The organism is Stenotrophomonas maltophilia group sp. Smal32, assembly GCF_030237085.1.
GTDB lineage: Bacteria > Pseudomonadota > Gammaproteobacteria > Xanthomonadales > Xanthomonadaceae > Stenotrophomonas > Stenotrophomonas maltophilia_Q.
The window spans coordinates 17099-29011 of sequence record NZ_JASJSI010000052.1; the positions used below are offsets into that span (position 1 = coordinate 17099).

The following is an 11913-nucleotide window of genomic DNA, read 5'->3' on the forward strand; positions in this document are numbered from 1 at the left end:
TTTATGTTTGTGTTGTGGTTGTGTTTTGTTGTGTTTTTTTTGTTTTTGGTCCGGGGCGGGGGGCGGGGGGGCCCCCCCCGGGGGGGGGGGGGGGGGGGGGGGGGGGGGGGGGGGGGTGGTGGGGGGGGGGGGGGGGGGGGGGGGGGGGGGGGGGGGGGGGGCGGGGCCCCCCGCCCCCCCCCCCGCGGGGCCGCGCCGCCCCCCCCCCCCCCCCCCCCCCCCACCCCGCCATCCCTCAGAAAACCCGCTCTTGACGTTGACGTTGCCTCGGCGGGTGCCGGGCGCAGCCCGGCCCCAGCTCAGAACCCCAGCGGGGTGTCGCCCAGCACCGGCTGCAGCTGGCTGCGGAACAGCGCCTGGATGCGTTCCAGTGCCGCCTCGTCGTTGCCCTCGAAGCGCAGCACCAGCACCGGCGTGGTGTTGGAGGCACGCACCAGGCCCCAACCATCGGGGAAGTCCACGCGCAGGCCATCGATGGTCGACAGCCGCCCACCCACGTACGGGTTGTCCGGCGACTGCGCTGCTGCCACCAGCATCGCCACCAGCGCGTGTGGCGTACCTTCGGCCACCGGCACCTTCAGTTCCGGCGTCGCCACCATCTCCGGCAGCTCGGCCAGTACCTCGTCCGGGGTTTCCTCGCGCTGGGCCAGGATCTCCAGCAGTCGCGCGGCAGCATACAGGCCGTCGTCGAAACCGAACCAGCGCTCCTTGAAGAAGAAATGGCCGCTCATTTCGCCGGCCAGTTCCGCATCGGTTTCGCGCATCTTCGCCTTCATCAGCGAATGCCCGGTCTTCCACATCAGCGGGCTGCCACCATTGCGCAGCACGTGGTCGGACAGCTTGCCGGTGCACTTCACGTCGTAGATCACCATTGCGCCGGGATTGCGCATCAGCACATCGGCGGCAAACAGCATCAGCAGGCGGTCTGCATAGATGATCCTGCCTTCGCCGGTGACCACGCCCAGGCGGTCGCCGTCGCCATCGAAGGCCACGCCGAGGTCGGCGCCGAAGCGCTTGACCGTCTGTACCAGGTCTTCCAGGTTGGCCGGTTCGCTGGGGTCGGGGTGATGGTTGGGGAAGGTACCGTCGACATCGCAGTACAGCGGAATGACTTCGGCGCCGATGGCTTCCAGCAGCTGTGGTGCGAGCGCACCGGCGACGCCGTTGCCAGCATCGGCCACGACCTTCAGCGGGCGGTCCAGCTGCACGTCATCAGCGATGCGCTGGATGTAGTCGGCCCCCACTTCGCGCTGCTGGTAATCGCCCGGCTCGGCCGCCTGCACCAGGCGCCCCTCGACGATGCGCTGGTAGAGATCGGTGATGGCATCGCCGGACAGCGTCTCGCCACCGATGACCACCTTGAAGCCGTTGTGCTCGGGCGGGTTGTGGCTGCCGGTGACCGCCACGCAGGTGCCGGTACGCAGATGGAAGGCGGCGTAATAGACGACCGGGGTCGGTGCAAGGCCGATGTCGATCACGGTGCAACCGGTGCGACGCAGGCCCTCGGCCAATCCCGCCGCCAGTTCCGGGCCGGACAGGCGGCCATCACGGCCGATCACCACCTCGCGCAGGCCCTGTTCCAGCGCCACGGTACCGATGGCCTGGCCGATCAGCGCGGCGGTCTTCGGCGTCAGTTCGCTGCCGACCACGCCACGGATGTCGTAGGCACGGAAGATGCCGGCGGCCAGTTCCCCGGCCGGGACCGGCGGTGGCGGCGGCGCACTTTCCGCGGCGCTGGCGGCGGCCACCGGCGGCGGCGCCATCTGCAGGCTCTCGCTCAGCGTAGGACCGTGATCGGCTTCGGCCGCAGCGGCGCGACGCGGCAGCGGCAGGGTCTTCGGCAGGCGGCCGCGACCGACCACCAGCAACACGGCGACAAAGGCCAGCAGCAGCGCGACGATGGCACTGGCCAGCGATCCCAGGCCCAGCGGACCGGCTTCGACATTGGGTACGGCAGCCACCAGCCGCAACGGCGTGCCCGGAACCGGGCGCGCCAGCGCTTCGGCGCTCTCGGCCAGGCCGGCGTCGCCCTGGGCAACGAGGTCATGCGTGCCTTGGCGCAGGCCGAGGAAACCGGTGGACGGGGCGCTCACCTGGTCCAGCGGCGAGGTCAGCCGCAGCAATGGCTGGCGCACGTAGAGCACTGCCGGGCCAAGGCTGCCCAGCTGCACCGGTGCCGCCAGACCAAGACGATTGCCACCGGCATCGCGTACCACGCGCAGGCCCGGCTTGCCCTCGGCCAGCGCTTCTTCCAGCAGGGCCAGGCGTGCATAGCCGAAGGTGGCCGGGTCGGCATAGGCCGTGGCCAGATCGGCGCCCAGCACTTCAACCTGCTCCACCCCGGTCCAGCTCTCGCGTACGGCCAGCGCTGCCGCGGCGGCGTCGCCGGCCTGCAGTGCCTGCTGCACGCGTTCGTTCTTCAACTGCTGCTGCAGCTGCTTCAGCTGGCCGGCAGCCGCCTCCTGCAGTCCCTGCACGGCCTGGTCACGCGCTTCTTCCAGCGCCTGGCCATTGGCTTCCTGCCGCCATTGCTGCACCGCGCTCCATCCGAACCAGCCGGCGAGCAGGACCAGCAGCACCCCCAGTAGTGGCGCACTGCGTCCCAACGACCGTTCCCGCTGCCCTTCCCCGATGCCGCTCATCAATGTCCCCCGTCAACGCACCCCGGTATGGCCGAATCCACCCGTTCCCCGCACGCTGTCGGTGAAAGTATCCACCACCTGCAGGCTGACGCGGGCAATCGGCACGACCACCAGCTGCGCGATGCGATCGCCCGGCTCGATGGTGAAGGCCTCGCGGCCACGGTTCCAGACGCTGATCAGCAACGGGCCCTGGTAGTCGGCGTCGATCAGGCCGGTGCCGTTGCCGAGCACAATGCCGTGGCGGTGGCCCAGCCCGGAACGCGGCAGGATCACCGCGCACAGGTTCGGATCGGCGATATGGATGGCCAGGCCGCTGGGCACCAGCGCGGTGTCGCCCGGCTGCAGGGTCAGCGCGGTATCCAGCGCGGCGCGCAGGTCCATGCCGGCGCTGGCTTCGGTGGCGTAGGCGGGCAGCGGCCAGCTGTCGCCGAAGCGCGGATCGAGCAGCTTGACCTGCAGCGGTTGGGAAGTGAAAGCCTGGGTCATGCCTGGAGTCTCCGCGCGATCAGCGCCAGCAGTTGTTCGGCCAGCTCGCGCTTGGAGGTGGCCGGGAATACCTGTTCACCGTCCTGCCAGTAGGCCGTGGCGGCGTTGTTGTCGCTCTCGAAACCACCGCCGCTGATGCCGACCTGGTTGGCGATCACCAGGTCCAGGCGCTTGTCGACCAGCTTGCCACGCGCATATTTCTCCACGTCGTGGGTCTCGGCGGCGAAGCCGACCACCAGCTTCAACGACTGCGTCTGTGCAGCGACCTCGGCGAGGATGTCCGGCGTGCGCACCAGCTCGATCACCAGCGACTGGCTCTCGGCGGTCTTCTTCAGCTTCTGCGCGGCCACCTGGCGCGGGGTGTAGTCGGACACCGCGGCGGCACCGATATAGATGTCGGCCGGCAGCGCCTTCAGCACGGCATCGCGCATCTGCGCGGCCGAGCGCACGTCCACGCGCTGCACGCCGGGCGGCGTCGGCAGCTGCACCGGGCCGCTGACCAGCACCACCTGGGCGCCCATCGTCGCGGCGGCCGCGGCCAGGGCAAAGCCCATCTTGCCGCTGCTGCGGTTGCCGACATAGCGCACCGGATCGATGTCTTCGTAGGTCGGGCCGGCGCTGATCAGCAGGCGCAGGCCCTGCAGCGCGCGGGTTTCCGGTGCGGCAATCACCGCTGCGGCACTGCCATTGGCGGCCAGCGCGGCGACGATGTGGCCCGGTTCGGCCAGACGGCCGGGACCGGATTCGCCCTCGGCCAGCGGACCATCGACCGGGCCGATCACCTGCGCACCGCGCTGGCGCAGCAGGGCGATGTTGGCCTGGGTGGCCGGATGCAGCCACATGCGGTGGTTCATCGCCGGGCAGATCGTCAGCGGCGCGGTACTGGCCAGGCACAGGGTGCTGACCAGGTCATCGGCGTGGCCCTGGGCCAGCCGGGCCAGCAGATCGGCGGTCCCCGGGGCGACCACGATGCGGTCGGCCCAGCGGGCCAGCTCGATGTGGCCCATGGCCTGTTCGGCGGCACTGTCCCACAGCGTGGTGCGGGTCGGCTGCCCGGACAGGGCCTGGAAACTGAGTGGAGTGACGAACTGCTGGGCACCGGCGGTCATCGCCACCTGCACCTGGGCACCGGCGTCGCGCAGGCGCCGCACCAGTTCCAGGGCCTTGTAGGCCGCGATCCCGCCTCCGACGCACAACAGCAGTTTCTGACCTTCCAGCGCGCGAGCCGGCGCGGGGGAAGCGTTGGGGGAGTCAGCCACCTGGAATTCCTGTGCAAACGAGGGCGCTAGCTTACCCGATGGTCGGTAACGTCCCGGTGCACGGTGCACATAGCGGGCGGCTATCAGCAGATGGATTCCGCCCAGGTTGGCGGGGAATCCAGCCGGCATCGATTTCGGACCTTTCCTATACCTATGCGGGACAGTGCTTTTGCAGAATCAGGCCTTGGCTGCCGCACAGCGTGGCCTGTTCGATCTCCGAGGAGCCACGTGCGCCCACGTATCATCATTGCCGACGACCATCCCGTGGTCCTGCACGGCATCCGCATCGTGCTGCAGACACATCTGATGGACATCGTCGGCAGCGCCCGTGACGGCGCCGGGCTGCTGCAGCTGGTCGACCATCACCCATGCGATGCCGTGCTGACCGACCTGTCGATGCCCGGCACCGGCCCGGATGGCCCGGAACTGATCGATGCGCTGCACACCCGCTTCCCCGGGCTTCCAGTGGTCGTGCTGACCGGCGCGCGCCATCCCGGGCTGCTCGATGGCCTGCTGCGCGATGGCATCAACGGTCTGGTCGACAAATGCGCCGATTTCTCCGAACTGCCGCAGGCACTGAATGCCGCGCTTGTCGGGCAGGTGTTCGTTTCCCAGCAGCTGCGCCACCACCTGCAGGCCCGCGACCTGCTGTTCCCACGCGAACCGGCGCCGTTGTCGGCACGCGAGCAGGAAGTGCTGGACCTGCTGGCGGCCGGCCTCAGCGTGAACGCCGTGGCCGCACGATGTGGACGCAGCCCGAAGACGATCAGCCGGCAGAAGGCCGAGGCCAAGCGCAAGCTGGGCCTGCAGAACAACCAGGAACTGTTCGACTACCTGCAGACCCGGCGCGACTGAGGCATTGGCCGACCCGGGCCCGCGGCTTGCCCCGATGGGAGCCGCCGCAAAGTCTGGCGATGATGGGGCCATGCCCATCCATGACTGGCCCGAACAGGAACGCCCGCGCGAGAAGTTGATCGCACGCGGGCCCACGGCACTTTCCGACGCCGAACTGCTGGCCCTGTTTCTCGGCTCCGGGTTCGGTGGCCGCGATGCCGTGCAGACCGCGCGCGACCTGCTGCAGGCGCACGGCCCGTTGCGGATACTGCTCGACCGCCCCGCAGCCGAACTGGCCCGCCTGCCCGGGCTCGGCCCGGCCCGCAGTTGCACGCTCGCTGCCGGGCTGGAGCTGGCCCATCGCTATCTGGCGGCCGAACTGGAGCACGGCGAGGCGGTAGGCAACAACCCGGCGGCGGTCGGCCGCTACCTGCAGCACCGCCTGCGTGGGCAGGCCCGCGAGGTCTTCATGGCCCTGTTCCTGGACAACCGCCACCGCCTGATCGCCTGTGAAGAGCTGTTCCACGGCACCATCAACGCCGCCCCGGTCTACCCCCGCGAAGTGGTGCGGCGCGCCCTGCTGCACAACGCGGCGGCGGTGATCCTCAGCCACAACCACCCTTCCGGCGACCCGGAGCCCTCCAGCGCCGATACCCGCATCACCGACGAGCTGCAGCAGGCGCTGGCAATGGTGGACGTGCGCCTGCTGGACCACTTCGTGGTCGGCGAGGGCCGTCCCGTTTCGTTTGCTGAACGAGGCCTGCTGGCCCAGGCCCAGCCGCGCCTGTTCGGCTGAGCGCGGCCCCGCCAGGGGCCATCGGTCGCCCCCACAGGCATCTTCCGGTCAGCGTGGCTGCGGGTATCTGCGCTAAAATGGGCGATTCCGCCGCTCATTCTCACAGCAGGCCTCGTGAAAAATCTCCTCCGCGCCCTGATCAGCCAAGGCATCGAAGCCTTGCGCGCCAATGGCACCCTGCCCGCCGACTCCCTGCCGCCGGACTTCGTGGTCGAGCGCCCGAAGACCCGCGACCACGGCGACTTCGCCACCAACGCCGCGATGCTGCTGGCCAAGGCCGCGCGCAGCAATCCGCGCGCACTGGCACAGGCGCTGGTCGAGGCGCTGCCGCGCAGCGAGGACGTCAGCAAGGTCGAGATTGCCGGCCCCGGCTTCATCAACTTCCACTTGGCTCCGGCTGCGTACCAGCGTGAAGCCGCTTCGGTCATCAAGGAAGCCCACGACTACGGCCGCAACCTGTCCGGCAATGGCCGCACGGTGGGCGTGGAGTACGTGTCGGCCAACCCGACCGGTCCGCTGCATGTCGGCCATGGCCGCGCGGCGGCGATCGGCGACTGCGTGGCGCGCGTGCTCGATGCCAACGGCTGGAACGCCAAGCGCGAGTTCTACTACAACGACGCCGGCGTTCAGATCGAGAACCTGGCGCTGTCCACCCAGGCACGGATCAAGGGCATCGCGCCTGACCAGGACGGCTGGCCGGAAGGCGGCTACCGCGGTGAATACATCGCCGACGTCGCCCGCGCCTACATGGCCGGCGCCAGCGTCGACCTGGAAGGCAGCACCGTGGTTGGCGCCAAGGACCCGGACGACATGCAGGCGATCCGCCGCTTCGCCGTGGCCTACCTGCGCAACGAGCAGAACCTGGACCTGGCCGCGTTCGGCGTCGACTTCGACATCTACTTCCTGGAAAGCTCGCTGTACGCCGACGGCAAGGTTGCTGAAGCGGTCGCCAAGCTGCAGGCCTCGGGCCATACCTACGAGGAAGGTGGCGCGCTGTGGCTGCGCAGCACCGACTTCGGTGACGACAAGGACCGCGTGATGCGCAAGTCCGACGGCACCTTCACCTACTTCGTGCCGGACGTGGCCTACCACCTGTCCAAGTGGCAACGCGGCTACGAGCGCGCGATCACCGAGCTGGGCGCCGACCACCACGGCTCGCTGGCGCGCGTGCGCGCCGGCCTGCAGGCGATGGAAGTGGGCATCCCGCAGGGCTGGCCGGAATACGTGCTGCACCAGATGGTCACCGTCATGCGCGGCGGCGAGGAAGTGAAACTGTCCAAGCGTGCCGGCAGCTACTTCACCCTGCGCGACCTGATCGAGGAAGCCGGCCGCGATGCGACCCGCTGGTTCCTGATCGCGCGCAAGCCCGATTCGCAGCTGACCTTCGACATCGACCTGGCACGCCAGCAGAGCAACGACAACCCGGTGTTCTACGTGCAGTACGCGCATGCCCGCGTCTGCAGCCTGTTGCGCCAAGCTCAGGAGAAGGGCCTGGTGTACGAACAGGGCAACGGCCTGGCCAACCTCGGCCGCCTGGCCGACGACGCCTCTCTGCTGCTGATGAACGAGATCTCGCGGTATCCGGAAGTGGTGGAAGCGGCCGGCGTGGCACTGGAACCGCATCTGGTGGCGCAGTACCTGCGTGAATTGGCGCACGCGTTCCACACGTGGTATCACGGGACGCCGGTGCTGGTGGATGACGCCGCCGACCGCAACGCCAACCTGACCTTGGCCTGTGCGGCGCGCCAGGTACTGGCCAATGGCCTCGACCTCCTCGGCGTCAGCGCCCCGGAAAAAATGTAAGCATCAGGAGACGCAGTACTCATGGCAGCACGACGCGGCAAAAGCCAGGCACGACGCAACAGCGGCAGCCAGGGCACACCCGGATGGGTGTGGCTGGTGGCCGGTGTAGCGATCGCGGCCGTGGTGTTCCTGGCGGCGCCGAACCTGTTCAAGGGCGAGGGCGATGGCTTCCTGCGCGCCGGTCCGCAACCGAACCCGAACGCGCAGCCGGCGCCGGTCGCAGATGCCGACAGCGATGTCGGCACCCAGCCGGCCACGCAGCCGGCGACGCCGAAGCCGGCCGAACCGGAAAAGCCGGCCGCCACCCAGTACGACTTCTACACCCTGCTGCCGGGCAAGGAAGTCGAAATGTCCGACGCCGAACTGGCTGCCAGCGCACGTGCCGAAGAGCAGCGCCGGGCCAAGGCCGAAGCATCACGCGCGCAGGCTGCGCTGGAAGGCAAGCCGGTTCCGCCGGCGACCACCACCGCACCGGCACCGGCACCGGCGGCCACCGCCAGCGTGTCCAGCACCGCGCAGGTGACCGCCACCAGCCGTCCGCTGCCGGCACCGCTGAGTGAACGCCCGGCCGCGGCAACGCCACCGGCCGGCACGGCCCCGGCCTCGACCAGCACCGCCGCCGCCACGCCGGCAGCACGCGCGGAAACTGCACCGGCAACGACGGGTACCCCGGCCGCTGCCGCACCGGCGGCCGCCGACAACGCCCGCTACATCCTGCAGGCAGGCGCCTTCGGTGCCTCCGGCGATGCAGAAGCGACCAAGGCCAAGCTGGCGATGATGGGTCTTGCGGCACGCGTGGAGTCGGCACAGATCAACGGCAAGACCGTGTACCGCGTGCGCATGGGGCCGTATGGCAGCGCCGGCGAACTGTCCGAAGCCAAGCAGAAGCTGGATGGCACCGGCCTGCAGGCGATGGCGATCAAGGCGCAGTAACCTGCCGGATCCAAATGGAAAAAGCCGGGCATTGCCCGGCTTTTCTGTTTCTGTAGAGCCGAGCCGTGCTCGGCTGAATCCCGACGAAGCCGAGCATGGGCTCGGCTCTACACTTCCGCGATGGCACGAGACGTCGTACGGCGCAGGTCAGCCTTCGCGGGCCACCTGGAAGCCGGCGAACGACTGGCTGACCGGCATCAGTTCCAAGCGATTGATGTTCAGGTGCGGCGGCAGCGTGGCCACCCAGAAGATCTGCTCGGCGATGTCCTCGGCGGTCATCGGGTTGGCGCCGGTATAGAGCTTGTCCGACGCCGCCTGGTCGCCGTGGGTGCGGACCACGGTGAACTCGGTTTCGGCCATGCCCGGTTCGATCGTGGTCACGCGCACGCCGGTACCGTGCAGGTCCGAACGCAGGCCCAGCGAGAACTGGCTGACGAAGGCCTTGGTACCGCCGTAGGCGTTGCCGCCCGGGTACGGGTAGACACCCGCCACCGACGAAATGTTGATGATCGCGCCCTTGCGCTCCACCAGCTGAGGCAGCAGGCGGTGGGTCAGGGTCACCAGCGCGGTGATGTTGGTGTCGATCATCGTGGTCCAGTCCGACAGCTTCGCGCTCTGCGCCGGCGCTGTGCCCTGTGCCAGGCCCGCATTGTTGACCAGCAGGTCGATCTCACCGAACGCCGGCGGCAGCGCCAGCAGCGCCGCTTCCATCGCCACCGCATCGCGGATGTCGAAGACGGCGGCGTGCACCACGTCCTTGCCGTAGCGGTCGACCAGCGGCTGCAGGCGCTCGCCGCGGCGGCCGGTGGCGATCACCTTCCAGCCCGCCTGGGCGAAGCGGTGGACGGCGGCGGCGCCGAAGCCGGACGTGGCGCCGGTAATCAGGACAGTGCGGGTCATCAGGCAACTCCAGGGGAAACCAGACCCCCATTCTGGCATCGTCGGTTGGCCGCTGTGTTGCCGGATCGGCCAGATCCGGGGTCAGATCCCTCTGCTCCGCACAGGGATCTGACCCCAGCTGCAGGGGGCCGGTACAATGGGCCATGATCAACAACGATGTCCTGCGCAGCGTGCGCTACTCCCTGGACCTGGGCGACCAGCACGTGGTGACCCTGTGCCAGATGGCCGACCCGGCCTTCGCCGTGGATACCGAACAGGTGAAAGCCTGGCTGCGCCGCGAGGACGAAGCCGGTTTCGAGGCGATGAACGACAGCGCGCTGGCCCACTTCCTCGACGGCCTGATCGTGCACCTGCGCGGTCGCGACGAGAGCCAGCCGCAGCGTGCGGTGGAAACCCGCATCGACAACAACCTGGTGCTGAAGAAGCTGCGCGTGGCATTCCAGTTGCGCGACGTCGATCTGATGGAGATCTTTGCCAGCGCAGGTTTCAATGTCTCCAAGTCGGAAGTGGGCGCGCTGTTCCGTCAACCCGGGCACGCCAACTACCGGCGTTGCCTGGACCAGATGCTGCGCAACTTCCTCAAGGGTCTGAGCCTGCGCCTGCGCGGCTGAGCACGGCGTCGACGAACGCCCGCGCCGCTGGTGTCGGCAGGCGCTGCCAGACCAGGTGCACGCGCCGGGTCGGGGTCGGCTGCAGCGGAATCTGCACCACACCCTGGAACCCATCGGCGATCAATGCCGGCACGATGCCGACCGCCAACCCATGGCGGACGAAGCGCTCGACCAGTTCCATCAGGTTGACCTCGAAACGGACCGTGTGCGGCAGTCCGGCTGCGGCAAAAGCATCATCGGTCTGCTGGCGTGCGCCGGTGCCGCGCGGGAAGTCGACCAGTGCTTCATCCTGCAGTGCGGCCAATGGCAGCCGCTTGCGCCCGGCCAGCCGGTGCGATGGCGCCATTACCGCTACCAGATCCTCCTCCTGCAGCACCTGGTGGCAGACACCGTCCAGCGCTGCCGAAGGCGCCAGGCCTACCAGTGCCACATCCAGCGCGCGCGACTGTACCTGCGCGATCAGGTCCTCGCTCTTGTCCACGTGCAGCTGGAACTCCACCTGCGGGTGCACGCGCTGGAAGGCCGCCAGCATCGCCACAACGTCGATGCCGGTCAGCGAGGAAATCTGCCCGATGGCCAGCAACCCACCCACTTCGCCACTGACGGCGGCCACGTCGGCGCGCAGGTGGCGCAGGCTGGCCAGCACCTGGCGTGCGTGCACCAGCAACGCCTCGCCGGCGGCGGTGGCCCGCACCTGGCGCGGCAGGCGCTCGAACAGCGTGGCACCCAGTTCCTGTTCCAGGTGGGCGATCTGGTGGCTGAGCGCGGACTGCACCACGTGGCAGCGCTCGGCGGCACGGGTGAAATTGCTCTCTTCGGCCAGCGCCACGGCGAATTCGAGCTGCTTGAGGTTCATACAACTATCTTGTTTCCAGATGGTACGGATGATGATGATTCATTTCCATCATGCTCGCAGCAGGCGGACACTGTGCCCCCCGCTTCCTGGAACATCGCGTGAGCCCGTCCCTTCCCCCTCTGCACCGTTGGCAGGTGCTGCTGATGTCGGTCGCTACCGGCGTGGCGGTGGCCAGCAACTACTATGCGCAGCCACTGCTGCACACCATCGCCGATGCCTTCGGCGTGCCGTTCGGCCAGGTCGGCATGGTGGTGACCGCCGCGCAGCTGAGCTACGCCGCCGGGCTGATCCTGCTGGTGCCACTGGGCGACCTGTTGGAGCGCCGCCGCCTGATCGTGGTAATGAGCCTGCTGTCGGCCGGCGGCCTGGTGATCAGCGCCTGCGCGCCGTCGCTCGCCTGGCTGCTGGTGGGTACCGCGATCACCGGCCTGTTCTCGGTAGTGGCACAGGTGCTGGTGCCGTTCGCGGCCACGTTGGCTGCCCCCGAGCATCGCGGCCGCGTGGTCGGCACGCTGATGAGCGGCCTGCTGCTGGGCATCCTGCTGGCCCGCACCGTCGCTGGCCTGCTGTCCAGCCTGGGTGACTGGCGCCTGGTGTACGCGATCGCGGCCGGCACCCTGGTGGTGACCGCACTGGCGCTGCAGCGCGGCCTGCCGCGATTCCACCACAGCGCCGGCCTCGGCTACTTCGCACTGCTGCGCTCGATCGGCGTGCTGTTCGTGCAGGAACCGGTGCTGCGCCAGCGCACCCTGCTGGGCGCCTGCAGCTTCGCCATGTTCGCGATCTTCTGGAC

11 protein-coding genes are annotated in these 11913 nt (G+C 68.9%); 6 read left to right on the forward strand and 5 right to left on the reverse strand.

The genetic code is table 11. The features are described from left to right. Positions 1-299: 299 nt before the first annotated feature. The 3 genes from QRO91_RS13550 to coaBC are packed head-to-tail and all read right to left on the reverse strand — an operon-like array spanning position 300 to position 4387. Complete coding sequence (locus tag QRO91_RS13550) at positions 300-2642, reverse strand: phosphomannomutase/phosphoglucomutase (protein ID WP_285310432.1); 2343 nt, start codon at positions 2640-2642, stop codon at positions 300-302. Positions 2643-2654: 12 nt separating this feature from the next. Next, positions 2655-3128 carry a dUTP diphosphatase gene (dut, locus tag QRO91_RS13555; RefSeq protein WP_021204751.1) on the reverse strand — a complete coding sequence of 158 codons (474 nt, stop codon included), beginning with the start codon at positions 3126-3128 and terminating at the stop codon, positions 2655-2657. After that, positions 3125-4387, reverse strand: a complete 1263-nt coding sequence (coaBC, locus tag QRO91_RS13560) for a bifunctional phosphopantothenoylcysteine decarboxylase/phosphopantothenate--cysteine ligase CoaBC (RefSeq protein WP_049429657.1) — start codon at positions 4385-4387, stop codon at positions 3125-3127. The genes dut and coaBC overlap by 4 nt, the downstream gene beginning before the upstream one ends. Before the next feature lie 228 nt (positions 4388-4615). Here coaBC and QRO91_RS13565 point away from each other — a divergent pair, with 228 nt between their 5' ends. The 4 genes from QRO91_RS13565 (at position 4616) to QRO91_RS13580 (ending at position 8753) form a co-directional block, all read left to right on the forward strand. Further along, positions 4616-5242 carry a response regulator transcription factor gene (locus QRO91_RS13565; protein WP_197619914.1) on the forward strand — a complete coding sequence of 209 codons (627 nt, stop codon included), beginning with the start codon at positions 4616-4618 and terminating at the stop codon, positions 5240-5242. A gap of 70 nt (positions 5243-5312) precedes the next feature. Beyond that, entirely contained in the window at positions 5313-6017 is a 705-nt protein-coding gene (gene radC, locus QRO91_RS13570) for a DNA repair protein RadC (RefSeq protein WP_049429655.1), read from the forward strand. Positions 6018-6131: 114 nt separating this feature from the next. Then, positions 6132-7820: an arginine--tRNA ligase gene (gene argS, locus QRO91_RS13575; RefSeq protein ID WP_285310433.1), complete on the forward strand. Its 1689-nt coding sequence runs from the start codon at positions 6132-6134 to the stop codon at positions 7818-7820. 21 nt (positions 7821-7841) lie between these two features. Beyond that, positions 7842-8753, forward strand: coding sequence for an SPOR domain-containing protein (locus tag QRO91_RS13580; protein WP_197650429.1), 912 nt, complete (start codon positions 7842-7844; stop codon positions 8751-8753). Between the two features lie 147 nt (positions 8754-8900). Here QRO91_RS13580 and QRO91_RS13585 read toward each other — a convergent pair whose 3' ends face one another. Next, on the reverse strand, positions 8901-9653 hold the full coding sequence (locus QRO91_RS13585) for an SDR family NAD(P)-dependent oxidoreductase (protein WP_049429652.1): 753 nt from the start codon (positions 9651-9653) through the stop codon (positions 8901-8903). 143 nt (positions 9654-9796) lie between these two features. Between QRO91_RS13585 and QRO91_RS13590 the strand changes: the two genes are divergently transcribed. After that, positions 9797-10264 (forward strand): DUF1456 family protein, encoded by a 468-nt coding sequence (locus QRO91_RS13590; protein ID WP_014035693.1) that lies wholly within the window; start codon positions 9797-9799, stop codon positions 10262-10264. Here the strand turns inward: QRO91_RS13590 and QRO91_RS13595 are convergent. Further along, positions 10233-11120 carry a LysR family transcriptional regulator gene (locus QRO91_RS13595; protein ID WP_049429651.1) on the reverse strand — a complete coding sequence of 296 codons (888 nt, stop codon included), beginning with the start codon at positions 11118-11120 and terminating at the stop codon, positions 10233-10235. The two genes, QRO91_RS13590 and QRO91_RS13595, sit on opposite strands and share 32 nt — an antisense overlap. A 143-nt stretch (positions 11121-11263) precedes the next feature. Between QRO91_RS13595 and QRO91_RS13600 the strand changes: the two genes are divergently transcribed. Then, positions 11264-11913, forward strand: a 650-nt coding sequence (locus tag QRO91_RS13600) for an MFS transporter (protein ID WP_336621520.1), incomplete at its 3' end; no start/stop codon positions are given.